This window comes from Vibrio crassostreae (assembly GCF_041439375.1).
Lineage (GTDB): Bacteria > Pseudomonadota > Gammaproteobacteria > Enterobacterales > Vibrionaceae > Vibrio > Vibrio crassostreae_D.
Genome location: NZ_JBGONY010000004.1, coordinates 54,820 through 71,257 on the forward strand (window position 1 = coordinate 54,820; position 16,438 = coordinate 71,257).

General features: G+C 44.5%; 15 protein-coding genes. 5 read left to right on the forward strand and 10 right to left on the reverse strand.

The window, feature by feature from the left end:
- Positions 1–70: 70 nt before the first annotated feature.
- From prfB to xerD, 4 genes are all read right to left on the reverse strand, one after another.
- Positions 71–1,169, reverse strand: a protein-coding gene (prfB, locus tag ACED45_RS03205; RefSeq protein ID WP_100208942.1) for a peptide chain release factor 2 whose coding sequence is annotated in 2 segments (ribosomal slippage) — positions 71–1,093 and positions 1,095–1,169 — 1,098 coding nt in all. Because the reading frame shifts where the segments join, the coding sequence is not laid out codon by codon here.
- Between the two features lie 235 nt (positions 1,170–1,404).
- Positions 1,405–3,141 carry a single-stranded-DNA-specific exonuclease RecJ gene (gene recJ / locus ACED45_RS03210; RefSeq protein ID WP_017059329.1) on the reverse strand — a complete coding sequence of 579 codons (1,737 nt, stop codon included), beginning with the start codon at positions 3,139–3,141 and terminating at the stop codon, positions 1,405–1,407.
- 79 nt (positions 3,142–3,220) lie between these two features.
- Positions 3,221–4,000 (reverse strand): thioredoxin fold domain-containing protein, encoded by a 780-nt coding sequence (locus ACED45_RS03215; protein ID WP_017059328.1) that lies wholly within the window; start codon positions 3,998–4,000, stop codon positions 3,221–3,223.
- Positions 4,001–4,026: 26 nt separating this feature from the next.
- Positions 4,027–4,941: a site-specific tyrosine recombinase XerD gene (xerD, locus tag ACED45_RS03220; RefSeq protein WP_048658059.1), complete on the reverse strand. Its 915-nt coding sequence runs from the start codon at positions 4,939–4,941 to the stop codon at positions 4,027–4,029.
- Positions 4,942–5,091: 150 nt separating this feature from the next.
- On the opposite strand from xerD, the gene fldB reads away from it, so the two are divergent.
- A complete protein-coding gene (fldB, locus tag ACED45_RS03225) occupies positions 5,092–5,613 on the forward strand; it encodes a flavodoxin FldB (protein ID WP_019820572.1) in 522 nt (173 codons plus the stop codon).
- A 130-nt stretch (positions 5,614–5,743) separates the two neighbouring features.
- On the opposite strand, the gene brnQ is transcribed toward fldB, so the two are convergent.
- Positions 5,744–7,057 carry a branched-chain amino acid transport system II carrier protein gene (brnQ, locus tag ACED45_RS03230; protein ID WP_102432244.1) on the reverse strand — a complete coding sequence of 438 codons (1,314 nt, stop codon included), beginning with the start codon at positions 7,055–7,057 and terminating at the stop codon, positions 5,744–5,746.
- Between the two features lie 314 nt (positions 7,058–7,371).
- On the opposite strand from brnQ, the gene ACED45_RS03235 reads away from it, so the two are divergent.
- Together ACED45_RS03235 and srmB are read left to right on the forward strand one after the other, a co-directional pair.
- A complete protein-coding gene (locus ACED45_RS03235; RefSeq protein ID WP_048662677.1) occupies positions 7,372–8,100 on the forward strand; it encodes a tRNA1(Val) (adenine(37)-N6)-methyltransferase in 729 nt (242 codons plus the stop codon).
- Positions 8,101–8,207: 107 nt separating this feature from the next.
- Positions 8,208–9,473: an ATP-dependent RNA helicase SrmB gene (srmB, locus tag ACED45_RS03240; protein WP_017059323.1), complete on the forward strand. Its 1,266-nt coding sequence runs from the start codon at positions 8,208–8,210 to the stop codon at positions 9,471–9,473.
- 112 nt (positions 9,474–9,585) lie between these two features.
- Here srmB and yaaA read toward each other — a convergent pair whose 3' ends face one another.
- Positions 9,586–10,362, reverse strand: coding sequence for a peroxide stress protein YaaA (gene yaaA / locus ACED45_RS03245; RefSeq protein WP_048662676.1), 777 nt, complete (start codon positions 10,360–10,362; stop codon positions 9,586–9,588).
- A gap of 227 nt (positions 10,363–10,589) precedes the next feature.
- A complete protein-coding gene (locus tag ACED45_RS03250; RefSeq protein WP_032545312.1) occupies positions 10,590–12,017 on the reverse strand; it encodes an alanine/glycine:cation symporter family protein in 1,428 nt (475 codons plus the stop codon).
- Positions 12,018–12,728: 711 nt separating this feature from the next.
- Between ACED45_RS03250 and ACED45_RS03255 the strand changes: the two genes are divergently transcribed.
- On the forward strand, positions 12,729–12,917 hold the full coding sequence (locus tag ACED45_RS03255; protein ID WP_008224353.1) for a DUF3545 family protein: 189 nt from the start codon (positions 12,729–12,731) through the stop codon (positions 12,915–12,917).
- Between the two features lie 185 nt (positions 12,918–13,102).
- Here ACED45_RS03255 and ACED45_RS03260 read toward each other — a convergent pair whose 3' ends face one another.
- From ACED45_RS03260 to nfo, 3 genes are all read right to left on the reverse strand, one after another.
- Positions 13,103–13,654: a hemerythrin domain-containing protein gene (locus ACED45_RS03260; protein ID WP_102479464.1), complete on the reverse strand. Its 552-nt coding sequence runs from the start codon at positions 13,652–13,654 to the stop codon at positions 13,103–13,105.
- Between the two features lie 86 nt (positions 13,655–13,740).
- Entirely contained in the window at positions 13,741–14,421 is a 681-nt protein-coding gene (gene ung / locus ACED45_RS03265) for a uracil-DNA glycosylase (RefSeq protein WP_102479466.1), read from the reverse strand.
- 397 nt (positions 14,422–14,818) lie between these two features.
- Positions 14,819–15,727, reverse strand: a complete 909-nt coding sequence (nfo, locus tag ACED45_RS03270) for a deoxyribonuclease IV (protein WP_048658052.1) — start codon at positions 15,725–15,727, stop codon at positions 14,819–14,821.
- A 326-nt stretch (positions 15,728–16,053) separates the two neighbouring features.
- Between nfo and grcA the strand changes: the two genes are divergently transcribed.
- Complete coding sequence (gene grcA, locus ACED45_RS03275; protein WP_017059315.1) at positions 16,054–16,431, forward strand: autonomous glycyl radical cofactor GrcA; 378 nt, start codon at positions 16,054–16,056, stop codon at positions 16,429–16,431.
- Positions 16,432–16,438: the final 7 nt, after the last annotated feature.

Consider the following 16,438-nt stretch of genomic DNA (forward strand, 5'->3'; position numbering starts at 1 on the left):
GACCGCTATATTTTTGCAAATATAGGCATTTTTACCAATATTATTGGTAAAGCTTAATAGTTGATAAAGCTTACAGACCTGATTTCAGGCTAGCTTCAATAAACTTGTCTAAGTCACCGTCAAGAACCGCTTGAGTATTACGGTTTTCGATGCCGGTGCGTAAATCTTTGATACGAGAATCATCCAGTACGTAAGAGCGGATCTGACTGCCCCAACCGATGTCTGATTTCGTTTCTTCGCTCGCTTGTTTTTCAGCATTTTGTTTTTGAATCTCAAGTTCAAAAAGCTTAGCACGTAGCTGCTTCATCGCTTGATCTTTGTTCTTATGCTGCGAACGGTCATTCTGACACTGAACCACGGTGTTGGTCGGAACGTGAGTAATACGTACCGCCGATTCCGTGGTGTTTACGTGCTGACCACCAGCGCCAGAGGCACGGTATACGTCAATACGTAGGTCAGAAGGATTAATGTCGATCGTAATGTTGTCATCAATCTCAGGATAGATAAACGCAGATGCAAATGAAGTATGACGACGACCACTTGAATCAAATGGTGATTTACGAACTAGACGGTGAACACCAGTCTCTGTACGTAACCAGCCGTAAGCATACTCACCAGAGATACGTACCGTTGCGCCTTTAAGGCCAGCAACATCGCCATCAGACACTTCGATAACTTCAGTCTTGAAGCCTTTCGAATCTGCCCAACGTAAGTACATGCGCAACATCATTGAAGTCCAGTCTTGAGCTTCTGTACCGCCCGAACCTGACTGTAAATCGATGTAGCAATCTGATGCATCGTGATCACCAGAGAACATACGACGGAATTCCAGCTTCTCTAGCTTAGCTTCAAGCTCGGCCAGTTCAGGTTCAATTTCATCGAACGTTTCTTGATCTTCTTCTTCAACCGCAAGCTCTAATAGGCCATCAACATCCTCAACACCTTGGTCAAGTTGGTCGATCGTTTCTACTACCGCTTCCAATGCAGAACGTTCTTTACCTAGCGCTTGAGCACGCTCAGGTTCGTTCCATACATCCGGTTGTTCTAATTCTGCGTTTACTTCTTCTAGACGCTCTTTCTTAGCGTCATAGTCAAAGATACCCCCTCAGGATATTTGTGCGCTCAGACACATCCTGCAGACGGTTTTTTATAGGATTGATTTCAAACATTTTAGCTCATCATTTATGAGTAGAATTTAACCGAAGAATTGTACTCAAAAGTGTGACGGAGATACAGAATTTTTTAGAGTGGTGAACCAAGATTCAACAACTTAATGGGATATAAAATTGACAGGCAGAAGAAACACGTAGAATTTGTAAGGGCAGGAAGGAAAACAAGCCCTGTTTTTGAACAGAGCTTGTTGAATTTAGCGCTAGATGATGAGCATTATTGAGCCCAAAATAACTATTTGGCTTCGATATGATCGATCATCAGCTGCAACGATTGGTTACCACGAAATTCGTTGATATCGAGCTTAAATGCAAGATGAACGGTTTTTACTGATGCATCAGGCCAGCGACGTAGGTCGACGTTAAAGGCAATACCATCAATCATCACATTGGTAGGGTGGCCTTTGTAGAGCGGCTCGAGCATCAGCTTAAGGTGTTTTTCACCCACCAGCTTTTGGTGCAGCACTTTAAACTCACCATCGAAAATTGGCTCAGGGAAAGCTTGTCCCCACGGGCCACCTGAACGCAGCGTTTCAGCGGTGTGCATAGAGAACTCTTCTGGTAACAGCTCACCATCAGACAAGATAATGCCCTTCAGTGCTGTTTCTCCAAGTTCATTCTTCACAACATCATTGAACAACTTGCTGAAGCGTTCAAAGTCCTTTTCCATGATGGTTAAGCCAGCCGCCATTGCGTGGCCACCAAACTTAAGAATCAAGCCTGGGTTTTGAGTGTCGATTCGGTCCAAAGCATCACGCATGTGCAAACCTGGAATTGAGCGACATGAACCTTTGATACTGCCTTCGCCGCCATCTGCAAACGCAATCACTGGGCGGTGGTATTTGTCTTTGATACGCGAAGCCAAGATACCAATCACACCTTGATGCCAATCACGTTGGAACAAGGCTAAACCAGAAGGCAGGTCGTCTTTACCAAACTCAAGGCGCTCACAAAAAGCCATCGCTTCTTGCTTCATGCCCTCTTCGATCTCTTTACGTGTTTGGTTCAAACCATCCAGTTCACTTGCCATTCGACGCGCCGCATGGATGTTGTTACTCATTAGTAGCTCAACACCAAAAGACATGTCATCCAATCGACCAGCTGCATTGATACGAGGACCAAGAGCAAAGCCAAAATCAGACGCCACCAAACGCTTAGCGTCTCGCTTAGCGATTTCGATCAAGGCTTGAATACCCGGACGAGCTTTACCCGCACGAATACGTTGCAAACCTTGATGCACTAAAATTCGGTTGTTTTCGTCGAGTGGGACCACGTCGGCAACCGTACCCAGCGCCACAAGGTCAATCAATTCCATCAACTTAGGTTCTGTCATGCCGCGCTCTGCAAACCAACCCAACTTACGCATGTGAACACACAATGCCATCATCAGATAAAAAGCGACACCAACACCCGCTAGGGCTTTCGAAGGAAAAGCACAGCTCTCAAGGTTTGGGTTAACCATCGCATCGACCATTGGCAGTTCATTGCCCGGTAAGTGATGGTCGGTAACCAGAACCTCTAGTCCTTTCTCTTTAGCGAAGCGAACACCTTCAATAGAAGAGACACCGTTATCAACCGTCATGATCACTTCGGCGCCAAGCTCGATTGCCTGTTCGACAACCTCAGGGCTCAAGCCATAACCATCTTCAAAACGGTTTGGTACCAGATAATCGACGTTAGAACTGCCCAACATACGTAGAGCAAGTACGGACAACGCTGAACTGGTTGCGCCATCGGCATCAAAGTCACCAACAATGATGATGCGTTTTTGCTGCTGAATGGCCTTGAACAACAGTTCAACCGCAGCATCAATGCCACCCAGTTTTTGATAAGAGTGCAAGCCTTTCGCTGCTGTCTCTAGTTGGTCAGCACTGTCGATTCCACGACTCACATAAATACGCTTTAATAAGTCAGGTAAGTGAGCAGGTAAGACTGAAATGTCGACCTCTGGACGGCGTTGGATCTCTATCATATAAAAATGGGCCCGATATCAATCAGGCCTCTCCTTAAATCAAAAACATGGGGGATAAATGGCAATACAGAAAACGAGATTATTGCTCTAAACGTTGAAGAAGTTGTGCTGGCGGCAAGTAACCACTCACCAACTCACCACTTGCTAGTACGATAGCCGGTGTACCATTGATGCCAAGCTCACGACCCAATTGGTATTGTTTAGCAATGATCTGCTTCTGCTCTGCTAGGTCTTTACCAGACGCTGGCATTTGACGATTTACTTTAGCGTCATGCATAGCTGTTTTTGGATCATCTGACGCCCAGATTGCCGCCATTTGATCAGCAACTTGTCCTGTCGCGCCTTGACGCGGGTAAGCCATGTAACGAACGGTAATACCCAGATCGTTGTAGCCCTGCATTTGGCTGTGCAGACGAACACAGTAGCCACAGGTAATATCCGTAAATACCGTCACAACGTACTTTTCGTTATCAGCTTTATATTCGATAACCGTATCCGACATTGCTGCTACTTTTTCAGCATTCAACGGAGCTTGACGCTCAGCCAAAACATCACTGAACTTACCGTTGTCATCCAAAGAGTAAAGTGTACCGGCTAGAAAATGGTCGCCCTTAGGAGAAGAAAAGATAATGCCGCTGTTGGTTTGAACTTCTAAAAGACCATCGATATCCGAAGGAACAATCTTATCGACCTTAATGCCGATCTTTTCAAAACGCTTAGTTAACGCTGCAGTATCAATAGCTTGAGCAGGAGCAGCTTCTACGGCTGTTGACGTTGTTTCTACTTTCGCTTCTGATGCATTACATGCAGTAATCATAAGAGGAAGCGCTAGTAGAGGAAGACGGCGTAATACGCTCATTAAGTTCACCTTAAAAATAAATGGATTTAAGCACGTGGGTGATGCTGCGCGTGAATTTGCTTCAGCCTTTCAGTCGCCACGTGAGTATAAATTTGGGTTGTCGATAAGTCACTATGCCCAAGTAACATCTGTACGACCCTGAGATCTGCGCCATAGTTCAGTAAATGCGTCGCAAAAGCGTGTCTCAATACGTGGGGTGACAACAATTCTGTGTCGATACCGGCGACGACCGAGTAGTGCTTGATACGATACCAGAACGTCTGACGGGTCATTTGCTTGGCGCGTTTACTCGGAAAAACCACATCAGAACTGTTTTCGCCAAGTAGATGTGGACGACCTTGTTCAATAAAAGTCTCTATCCAATCGACCGCATTTTCGCCCATGGGTACTAAGCGCTCTTTACCACCCTTACCAATAACACGCACCACGCCCTGTCTTAGGCTAATGTTTTCCATCGTCAAGCTAACCAGTTCTGTCACACGCAAACCCGTTGCATATAGTAACTCAAGCATCGCCTTATCGCGAAGCTCAATCGGATCGTTCGGATCTGGCGCATCAAGCAAAGCATCAACCTGCTCTTCGCTCAAATCTTTCGGCAAGCGTTGCGGCAACTTCGGGCTGATCAACAAAGCACTTGGATCATCACCTCTGATTTTCTCGCGGTGTAAGTATTGGAACAAGCGACGAATCGCCGACAACATACGGGCACGAGAAGTCTGCTTAAAATCAGCGTCGGCTAACCAGCCTTGATAATCCTGTAAACCTGAAAGGCTAATGAAGTCGAGGCGGTAATTGTTCTTTTCCATCCACGCTAATAACTTGGACAAATCGGTACGGTACGAAACCAGCGTATTCTCCGATAATCCTCGCTCCATCCACATAGCATCTAAAAACTGCTCAACGAGACCGTGGTCTTCGCTCTGCCCTTGAGGCGACTGCATAGTGTTACTCACAATATTGGAAACTGTTTTGAGAGTATGCCAGAGCAAATATGAATGCCATAAAAATTACGACTTGAGCGGATAATCGCTGCAATCGAAGTCGATTTATGGTTAGAATTCGCCATCTGAAATTAAAATCGAACGTTTGCTATGAAAATTGGATTATTTTACGGCTCAACCACCTGCTACACAGAAATGGCAGCAGAGAAAATTCGCGGCATTATTGGTGAAGACCTAGTTGATATCCATAACGTTAAAGAAACCCCTCTTTCATTGATGGCGGACTACGACCTTTTATTGCTGGGCATCTCGACTTGGGACTTCGGTGAAATCCAAGAAGATTGGAATGAACTGTGGGAAGACATCGCAACCACGCCAATGAAAGGCAAGGTTGTGGCTCTGTTTGGTTTAGGTGACCAAGAAGGCTACGGCGAATGGTTCCTTGATGCGATGGGTCTGTTGCATGATGAACTGAAAACCGCTGGAGCAGAGTTTGTTGGCTTCTGGCCAAACGACGACAGCTACGAGTTCGAAGCGTCTAAAGCGTTAACGGAAGACCAATCTCAATTCGTTGGTTTGGCGCTTGATGAAGATTCACAATACGAGCTTAGCGATGACCGTATCGCAAGCTGGGTTGAGCAAGTACTGGTTGAGTACAGCGAAAAGCTATAACCAAACAGAAGTACACCTAACTAAGTAGCTGAATATAAAAAGACCACAGAATACAAAAAGGCCTCATTACTGCGAAGTAATGAGGCCTTTTCTATTTCATCTCGAAGAACAATCTAATCTCAACGGAAGATTAAACAGTCTCCTCAGCCATCTCTTGCTCTGTTGATTTACCAACGAAGAACATACAGATGATTGCAGCAGTCGTTGGAAGCAACCAACCCATACCGATCTCAAACAGTGGCAGCATCTTAAGTGCAGACACGTCTACACCCGCTACTTTAGCGCCATCAATAAGAGCAAACAGCAGTGACACTAATACTACTACGCGGTAAGCCACTTTTGGATTAGGGAAACGGCTACGCAAGAATGTCAGAGCAACCAACGCGATAGCGACTGGGTACAATGCAAATAGTACTGGAACAGACAGAGAAATCAGTTGAGAAAGACCAACGTTTGCAACGGTTGCACAAGCCACACCGTTGATGATTACCCAAGTCTTGTAAGACAGAGGCGTTAGCGAGCTGAAGTAATCCGAACATGCTGACACAAGACCAATCGCCGTTGTTAGACACGCTAATAGTACGATCACAGAAAGCACTAGCTGACCAGAAGGACCAAACAACGATTGAACGTATAGGCTTAAGATAGCACCGCCATTGTCTGCACCGGCTGCTACTGTTGCACTTGTTGCGCCTAGGAAGAATAGAGAGATGTAAACAAACGCTAGACCCGCTGCGGCAATACAACCCGCGCTAATTAGGTACTTAGTCGTCGCAGCACGGTCAGTAATGCCCTTGCTACGAATCGCATCAACAATCAGCATACCAAACATCAAAGAAGCAAAAGTATCCATGGTGTTGTAGCCTTCAAGGAAACCTTTGGTCAGTGGTTGAGTGATGTACTCACCGTGAGCCGCAAGAATATCACCTTGAGGGTTAACGAACACAGCAATCGCCAGTACAACCAAACCAACGAACAGTGCAGGTGTCAGTACCTTGCCAATAACGTCAATAAGCTTACCTTGCGACCATGAGAAGAACATCGCTACTACAAAAAATGCAATCGAAAAGAGAGTTAGGTGAGCTTGAGAGGCATCGATGAAGAACGGTTTCACCGCCATCTCATAGGCAACAAGGCCAGTACGTGGTGCAGCAAATGCAGGACCGATAATGATAAAGATCAGAACAGCCATGATAGTTGCAGCTTGCTTTGGAAGATCTTTAGTTAAGTGACCCCAAGAGCCACCAGCCACTGCGACCGCGACGATAGTGATTAACGGCAGACCAACGGCAGTCAGCAGAAAACCAGACATCGCTGGAAGGAAGTGATCACCGGCTAATTGGCCAGCTAGAGGTGGGAAGATGATGTTACCCGCACCCAAGAAAAACGCAAAAAGCATAAAGCCCAATGCCATTATATCTGTTAGTTTTAGACTCTGTTTCACAGATAATCCTTAATTATATTTATGAGTTTATGTTGTGCTTACATGAATGTTACAGCTAAAAGCTGCCAATCAATCTATAAAATAGTCGCGCATAATGACGAAACACTTGGCTAGCTGCAAGTCACCACACAAAAACACCATATAAATTTGCATATGAGAACAAAAAGCAGTTGATTACACTGGCTATGGAAAAATAGCCACAATTATAAACTAACCATAATTCACAACAATATTTTCCCAAGCAGAACATTGATTCATACAAGCGGTTAACATTAGAGCTAATCACTTAAAATATCTTGATACTCAGAACATTAATGAAAGACAAAACAGTGCAAACTAAAAGCTTCAATTTTAAGCAATTCTCAATTTACGGCGGGCAAAGCGGTATGCCAGTCAGTACCGATGGCGTGTTACTTGGCGCGTGGGTAAGCCTGCCACAAAGATCATGTGTACTCGATATTGGAACAGGAACAGGTCTGCTGGCCTTGATGGCTGCGCAGCGTTTTGAGGATGCTTCAATCTCTGCGATAGATATTGATCAACACGCCATTGATGCTGCCACTGTCAATATTGAGCAGTCGCCTTGGCAAAATCGTGTCTCGCTTCATCACGACAGTGTGTTATCGGCAAGCTTTCCACAGAAGTTTGATGCGATCATCTGTAACCCGCCCTACTTCAACTCTGGAGAACAGGCGCAGCAAAGCCAAAGAGCCACTGCCAGACACACCGACAGCTTGGATCACCTAGCGCTTGCTCAACGTTGTTTCGAGATCACAACCGAAGCCGCGACGGCCAGTTTCATCCTACCGACGCCTGAGGGGGAAGGTTTTATCAAGCTTGCCGAGCAATGTGGTTGGTATCTAGCAAAACGCCTTGATGTGAGAACAACAGACAAGAAACCGGCTAGCCGAATTCTATTTGAGTTATCTAAAGATCCTGCCTGCGAGCAAGATTTGCAGCGCGAATCGCTTACAATTCACCATCAAGGTGGTTATAGCGAAGCATTTATTGCGCTCACGAAAGATTTTTATCTCAAGATGTAGCAAATACCATGTGATCCTAATCACTAATGCTTCTATAATGTCCGACTACTCTTTTTTATCGTCTGCTTTTTGAGGCAGAAACATTTATTGCTTGTGGAGAAACAACAGTGATCAGAACCTTTGCAGAACTCGATCTAAACCAAGAGCTGCTTAAAGCAATTGACGAAATGGGCTACGAACGTCCAACACAGATACAAGCTGAAGCAATCCCACAAGCGTTAGATGGAAGAGACGTTTTGGCTTCTGCGCCAACAGGTACTGGTAAAACAGCATCATTTGTATTGCCAGCACTGCAATACCTACTGGATTTCCCACGTAAGAAATCTGGCCCTGCTCGTATGCTTATCCTGACGCCAACGCGTGAGCTAGCAATGCAGATCACCGAACAAGCACGTGAGCTTGCTAAATACACTAGCCTAAATATCTTCACGATCACGGGCGGTGTTATGTACCAAGAGCACGCAGATATCTTAAGCACAACTCAAGATATCGTAGTAGCAACACCTGGTCGTTTGATGGAATACATTGAAGGCGAGCGTTTTGACTGTCGTGCAATTGAATGGCTGGTTCTAGATGAAGCCGACCGTATGCTAGACATGGGCTTTGGTCCTGTTGTTGACCGTCTGTCTGCAGAGTGTCGCTGGCGTAAACAAACTTTACTGTTCTCAGCAACGCTAGAAGGTAAAGGCATTGAAGGCTTCACTGAAGATCTACTGAAAAACCCAGCAGAGATCGATGCGAAATCATCACTTCGTGAGCGTAAGAAGATCACTCAGTGGTACCACCGTGCAGATACAGCAGAGCACAAGCTGAACATCCTAAAGCACGTCATCACAGAGCAAGCTGAGCGCAGCATCGTATTCTTGAAGACGCGTGATCGTCTAGGAGATCTACGAGCTCAACTTGAAAGCGCGCAAATCCCATGTGCATGGATCCAAGGTGAAATGCCTCAAGATCGTCGTAACAACGCGATTGCTCGTTTCCGTGACGGCTCTGTAAACGTGCTACTAGCGACTGACGTTGCGGCGCGTGGTATCGACCTTCCAGACGTAAGCCACGTAATCAACTACGACATGCCACGTACTGCTGACGTATACCTACACCGTATTGGCCGTACTGCTCGTGCTGGTAAAAAAGGTAACGCGGTTTCTATCATTGAAGCGCACGATCAACTAATGATTGAGCGTGTGGCTCGTTACACAGACGAACCAATCAAAGAACGCTTCATCGAAGGCATGCGCCCTACGCATAAGAAAGCGGCCGTGACTAAGAAGAAGAAACCGAAGAAAGAAGATAAGAAAGCGGTAGAGAAACAAAAAATCGCGAAGAAGAAAAAAATCGCGAAGAAAAAGAAAGCAGCAAAGAAGAAATAATCTAATAGCTTCAACGATTCAATAAAAAGCCCCATGCAGTTCGCTGCATGGGGCTTTTCTCTATCTGGTTGGCATCTCGCCATAGAGCGTGACGACCATTAATCAATAACGTCTAGTTTTGCTCTTCACGTTTGAAGACAAGCTCTTTCGCGTTCGACTCTTCTTCAACGAAGTAGTAACCCGCTGTATCAAACTGAGTCAGCGCTTCAACCGAGTCGATCTTGTTCTCGATAATGTAGCGAGCCATCATGCCACGCGCTTTCTTCGCGTAGAAACTGATCACCTTGTACTGACCGTTCTTGCAGTCTTTGAATACAGGGGTAATCACTTGGCCATCCAAGCTCTTCGGCTTCACAGCTTTAAAGTATTCGTTAGATGCTAGGTTGATCAGCACATTGTCGCCTTGAGCATTCAACGCTTCATTCAGCTTGTCTGTAATGATGTTGCCCCAGAACTGGTACAAGTTAGTACCACGAGCATTCGCCAAGCGTGTCCCCATCTCTAGACGGTAAGGCTGCATCAAATCTAACGGCTTAAGCAAGCCATATAACCCAGAAAGCATGCGCAGGTGATTTTGTGCGTAGTCAAAATCTTCATCCGATAGCGTCTCAGCATCTAAGCCAGTGTATACATCGCCCTTAAAGGCTAGGATTGCTTGGCGTGCGTTGTCTTGGGTAAAGGTCTCGCTCCACTGCTCAAAGCGCGCTACGTTCAACCCTGCGATTTTATCGCTCACCTTCATCAGTGCAGAAATATCGACTGGCGTCAGTTTACGGCACTCTTCAATCAGTTCAGCAGAGTGTTCAACAAACTCAGGCTGACTAAAGCGTTCAGTCGCTAATGGTGATTCGTAATCAAGTGTTTTGGCTGGAGAAACGACAACTAACATAACTTTACCCTAATCGGTTATCTAACTGGATGCTGCTAGAGTATAGAAAAAACATCAACTTGTCTTTATGACTCTTCCTATTACTTTGATAGGGAGAATGAGCTTCGATAGGGAGAATAAGCTTTGATAGACAGAATGAGACAAATGACAGGCAAAGAAAAAGGCTAAGGTCGAAACCTTAGCCTTTCTAATCATTTTAGGATGAGCGGTTTATCGCTCCAACAAGATTATTTCTTGTTGTTGTCCCAAATACCGTCTTCCAGTTGAGACTTAAGCTCAGGGAAGTCATTCGAATCGAATGTCGGTACTTTACCCGCGTCTAGTTGGCGGTTGTAGTCTTTCGCTAGCTTAATCACGATGCCTGATAGCAGGATAATCGCCACCAAGTTAACAATCGCCATTAGGCCCATCGATACGTCAGCCAGGGCCCATACCGTTGGTAGTGTCGCTAGAGAACCGAACATAACCATACCCAGTACAACAATACGGAACAGCACTAGGCCTTTCTTGTTGTTGTGCTCTAGGAAGATAAGGTTCGTTTCAGCGTACGAGTAGTTTGCAATAATTGAAGTGAAAGCGAAGAAGAAAATCGCTACCGCTACAAAGATGCCACCCCATTCGCCAACTTGTGCTGTTAGTGCACGTTGCGTTAGTTCGATACCCGTAACTTCACCGTGTGGTACATACTCACCAGACATCAGGATGATTGCTACTGTTGCTGAACAGATAACAATGGTATCCATGAACACGCCTAGCATTTGCACGTAACCTTGTGATGCTGGGTGTGGTGGGTAAGGCGTAGCAGAAGCTGCTGCGTTTGGCGCAGAACCCATACCCGCTTCGTTCGAGAACAAACCACGTTTGATACCGTTAATCATCGCTTGTGCGATTGCGTAACCTAGGCCACCCGCCGCTGCTTCTTGCAGACCGAATGCACTCTTGAAGATAAGAGCCAATACTTCAGGCACTTTCTCGATGTTCGCGAACATCACGTACATAGCGATCGCTAGGTAAGCCAATGCCATGATTGGAACGATGATTTCTGCAGTACGTGCAATCTTACGGATACCACCGAAGATAACGAATGCAGAGATAATTACGATACCAACACCAACGTAGCTACGCTCAAGGTCAAATGCTGTGTTCATTGCGCTTGCAATCGCGTTTGCTTGAACCGCGTTGAATACAAGACCGAATGCAATGATTAGGAAGATAGAGAATAGAACCCCCATCCAACGCATGCCTAGGCCTTTCTCCATGTAGTATGCAGGGCCGCCGCGGTAGTTACCGTCGTTATCACGCGTTTTGTATAGCTGTGCCAGTGTACTTTCAGCAAACGATGTTGCCATACCTAGCATGGCGATTAGCCACATCCAGAAGATAGCACCAGGGCCACCTGCGGTTAGAGCTACAGCAACACCTGCCATGTTACCCGTACCTACACGAGCAGCGAGACTAGTACAAAGAGCTTGGAAAGAAGAGATACCAGCACTGTCTGCTTTACGGCTGTTTCTCAGAACAGAGAACATGTGGCCGAAATGGCGGAATTGAATGAAGCCTAGTCGTACAGTGAAGTAGATACCCACACCAACCAGTAAGTAAACTAAGATAGATCCCCAAAGGAGATCGTTCATCAAATTGATTAAGTCTGTCACGTGAACCTCGTAATTGAGTTTAAGCACCGATCATGCTTCCTAGCCTTCCTCTAAATCGCCTATGCCAGTGTCAATGTTGTGTCGGCATTCGTTTTATATTTATTTGCTGCGATCTAGATTGTAAATGTCGCTTCATGCATCCATTTTACGTATCAGTGTATTTTTTGACGGGCGGATAATGCAGCGAGACGACTTAAAAATCAATATGCAAATGAATTTATATTAAAATGACATTTCACTAATAACACACCTTTTGTTAACACAACTTTCAACAATACAGCCCAATAAAAGTCACATTATCGGGACATAATATCAACAACAGCCACGGCTCCGTCCCAACAAGAACACCATCCCATAAAAATGACGTCAGCCTAGGTTTTACAAGGTATAGTGAAGATCTTCGTTTTTTTCTAGGCCAATGAGATCCCTATACCGCATAGCACCATGTGCACTTCAATGCATTATAGGCAAAACACTATTCCATTCGCACAATGAATTAACATTCAATAACCCCTAATTTAATCGTTTACTTAGGTTTGTTTGCTTGTTTTTTATACATAAAAAGTCCCTCAATGTGTGAGCATGCATAAAAAAACAGAACAAAAACTTCATAGATTTGAAACAAATGAGAAACAAATCAAGGTTATGGTGAACCTAAATATGATATTTAATGGTTCGTAAGAACTAGTCCCACGGAAGGAGATATGGCTTATGGATAGCTTTCAATTCGATGAAGTATCAGAACTAGAAATGCCTCGTGCAACTCAAAAAACACGCTCGAAACCACTTAAGCGTAAGTGGCGTGAAATCGAAGCCATCAACGATCGCAGGCAGCTTGAGAAAGAGCTAAGAGAGATGAATCTCGGTCTCGATTTTAGCCTTGACGATATAAAGCTTTAATCAGCACGATAAGAAATCAGATAGCAAAAGGCACCTATAAAGGTGCCTTTTTTATTGTTTAGACTATCGCATCCGTTCAAAGCGCCGCACTAAGAACTAATCAACTAATATAGAGGGAGTCTCAAACAGTCACCTCTTAATATAGAAGGCACTTCGAAATAGGTGTGACTCACTCTTAATATTAACTAAACGCACTCTTGCTCATTTTGTCGAACGCGAGCTGCGAGCTGGCGATATTGGTCAGCAATCGTGTCCCCAAAAACAGGGTCGTCTTCTGGTTGAAGCCACTGTGACTCAACCTCTTGCCAATCCTTAACCGTGAACGCCTCAACAATCATTGGTAGCACATGCTTCTCTTCATATTCCATGTGCTTTCTCTGAGCCTTAACAAACGCTTCAAGCTGCTCAATAAAGACTTGCTGAGGAACCACCGCATCTTGAAGGATCATATCGACCACGCCTAAAAAGTCCGCCGTTTTCTCAGAAAGCAATTGATGCTCTAACTCCAAGTCTTCAATCGCTTGATCACTGCCATATTGTTTAAGATAGTAGCGATAAATAACGTCTTCTTTAGGGTGATGCACTTTGTCCGAATGGTTCATCAGGTAATCAACCACCTCTGCGATCAAGCTATAGTTTATTTCTCGCTCTTGTTTTAGAAACTCTAACTTATTGTTGAGTATCGCGAGCAAACGAGCCATATAGCCATGCTCTCGTCTTATCCTTTCAATCATCATAGTATTGCACTCCATTACACCTACTGTTTATAAGTGTATACGAAGATACTGATTTATGATTTGACCCGGCTCAGAAAACCACCAACCTACACTTCTGTTGGTAAACACCAGTCAATAGGTTGTTGATCCATAGAAGAAAGTAACTTGTTGGTTGTTGAGAAATGCTGACAACCGAAGAAGCCACGACGTGCCGATAATGGCGATGGGTGAGGTGCAACCAACACTTGATGTTTGTCTTCATCAATCGCTTGGCCTTTCTTCTGGGCGTGTGCGCCCCACAACAAAAAGATGATCGGTTCAGAACGCTGATTGAGCTCAGCAATCATGGCATCAGTAAAAGTTTCCCAACCACATTTAGCATGTGAGTGTGCTTTTGCCTCTTCTACTGTAAGAACGGTGTTCAACATCAACACCCCTTGCGATGCCCAAGAATCGAGATAACCGTGACTAGGAATCTCAAAGCCCTCTATATCTTGTGCAAGCTCTTTGTACATATTGCGTAGAGAAGGGGGGATTTTCACGCCAGGAAGGACTGAGAATGCTAAACCATGAGCTTGGTTAGCACCGTGATAAGGATCTTGCCCTAAGATAACTACTCGCACGGATTCGAAAGGCGTCATATCAAAGGCACTGAACACCTGATCTTGTGGCGGGTAGACGGTTTTCCCATTATTACGTTGCTGCTCAACAAACGCGAGGACACTCTGAAAGTACTCCTTGTCACGTTCATCATTAATAATGGATTCCCAAGTTTTTGGTGCGATCATCGTTTTACTTCCCAATCATCAAGGTTTCTAGCGGCTTTCGCCAGACAAAAAAATAGCTGTATCGGCTAACTGTCCTAAATAGGGATCTAGTTATACCTCATACAGCTATCAATAAACATGATTTGTAGGGTTCACTTGTTGATGAATCATAATAATCAGTTCAAGTTGTGTTTATCTCGATTAACCACTTTTCTGTTGTGTACGATGGTGGCCATGGTTATGCACGTGACGGTTTGGTGTTGGTAAACGACTTGCGACAGCAACAGTTGAAGTTTGGGTGATTGAATACATAAAGGCACCTCCTCTAAGACATCGTGAACTACATATTCACTTTAATGTTATGAAAGAAAGGTGCCAATTTTTAGAAATAGACGGAAATAAATTTTCCCTTCTATTATTACGCTTCTTCGCTGACTACCGTTGCTGAGCGATGAAACATTCTAAGTTGTTGAATTTCCTCTTTCCAAATCGTCGAATCAATCGTTTCCAAGATAAGAGGGATACCATTAAAGCGAGAATCAGAAGCAATATACTCAAAACAATCCCAGCCAATTTCACCTTTTCCTAAAGAATGGTGTCGATCAACTCGACTCGCGAACTCAGCTTTTGAATCATTGATGTGCATTGCTCTTAGATAGTGCATACCCACAATGCGGTCGAACTCAGCAAAAGTATGCTCACACGCCTCTTTTGTACGTAAGTCATAGCCAGCAGTAAACGTATGGCAGGTGTCTAAGCACACGCCAACACGTGACTTATCTTCTACCTGCTCGATAATCTCAGCTAGATGTTCAAACTTCCAACCAAGGTTAGTGCCCTGCCCTGACGTATTCTCGATCACCGCGATTACGTCAGGTACAGCTTGATGAGCTAGGTTGATCGACTCGGCGATCTTAGCCAAACATTCGCTTTCTGAGATTTTCTTCAAATGACTCCCAGGGTGAAAATTCAAAAGCGTTAACCCAAGTTGATTACAACGCTCCATCTCATCAATAAAAGCCGCGCGTGATTTCTCTAGCTTCTCTTCCTCTGGTGCTCCTAGGTTAATAAGGTAGGAGTCATGAGGAAGAATGTGCTCAGCACCGAAGCCCAACATTTTGCAATTGGCTTTGAAGGCACTAATGGTTTTCGCTTCTAGCGGTTTTGCCGCCCACTGTCTCTGATTCTTGGTAAACAGTGCAAACGCATTGGCACCTATTTCACGTGCACGCATAGGCGCCTGATCAACACCACCAGCAGCCGACACATGAGCGCCAATAAACTTCATATTTGTTTCCGGTTTTGAGGATGAATTATTGTTTGTCATTAAATCACTTTACACTTTCATAATGCTTAATAAATAAAGGGTTGTATCGGTTGCTGTTCAATAAAAACACAACAAATGTAGTAAATTTACAACAAATACAACTGTTAAATATTTTTTATACTTTAAAATATTTTGTAATTACTTTGTTTTCAAAGGTTTTGTTGATTTACCTCAAGATAATAACCTTTGTAAAAATATGGTTTTTGGTTGTTTTTTGACTTAAATCAATGTTAACCTTACTAATATTAGGTATATATTACTCAGCTCAATAAAAATCGAAAGTTAACACCATAATCAAACCACATTCAGTGGACTAGGAGATAGTTATGATCCAAGGTATTCAAATTACTAAAGCAGCAAACGATGACCTACTAAACTCAATCTGGCTACTAGATAGCGAGAAGAATGAAGCTCGTTGTGTTGTTGCTACTGCAGGTTTCGAAGCTGACCAAGTTATCTCAGCTGCAGACCTAGGCGAGTACGAAAGCCGTGAAGTTGCAATCGAAGCAGCACCACGCATCGAAGGTGGCCAACACCTAAACGTTAACGTTCTTAAGCGTGAAACGCTAGAAGACGCAGTTGCTCACCCAGAGAACTACCCACAGCTAACTATCCGTGTATCGGGTTACGCTGTACGTTTCAACTCTCTAACAACTGAACAGCAACGTGACGTTATCGCACGTACGTTCACTGAGTCTCTATAATTTTTAG

Bases quoted from the DNA above. Each gene is read 5' to 3' on its own strand.
- recJ (WP_017059329.1), bottom strand. From the start codon at position 3,141: ATGATAGAGATCCAACGCCGTCCAGAGGTCGACATTTCAGTCTTACCT.
- ACED45_RS03215 (WP_017059328.1), bottom strand. From the start codon at position 4,000: ATGAGCGTATTACGCCGTCTTCCTCTACTAGCGCTTCCTCTTATGATT.
- xerD (WP_048658059.1), bottom strand. From the start codon at position 4,941: ATGCAGTCGCCTCAAGGGCAGAGCGAAGACCACGGTCTCGTTGAGCAG.
- fldB (WP_019820572.1), top strand. From the start codon at position 5,092: ATGAAAATTGGATTATTTTACGGCTCAACCACCTGCTACACAGAAATG.
- ACED45_RS03235 (WP_048662677.1), top strand. From the start codon at position 7,372: ATGAAAGACAAAACAGTGCAAACTAAAAGCTTCAATTTTAAGCAATTC.
- yaaA (WP_048662676.1), bottom strand. From the start codon at position 10,362: ATGTTAGTTGTCGTTTCTCCAGCCAAAACACTTGATTACGAATCACCA.
- ACED45_RS03255 (WP_008224353.1), top strand. From the start codon at position 12,729: ATGGATAGCTTTCAATTCGATGAAGTATCAGAACTAGAAATGCCTCGT.
- ACED45_RS03260 (WP_102479464.1), bottom strand. From the start codon at position 13,654: ATGATGATTGAAAGGATAAGACGAGAGCATGGCTATATGGCTCGTTTG.
- ung (WP_102479466.1), bottom strand. From the start codon at position 14,421: ATGATCGCACCAAAAACTTGGGAATCCATTATTAATGATGAACGTGAC.
- nfo (WP_048658052.1), bottom strand. From the start codon at position 15,727: ATGACAAACAATAATTCATCCTCAAAACCGGAAACAAATATGAAGTTT.
- grcA (WP_017059315.1), top strand. From the start codon at position 16,054: ATGATCCAAGGTATTCAAATTACTAAAGCAGCAAACGATGACCTACTA.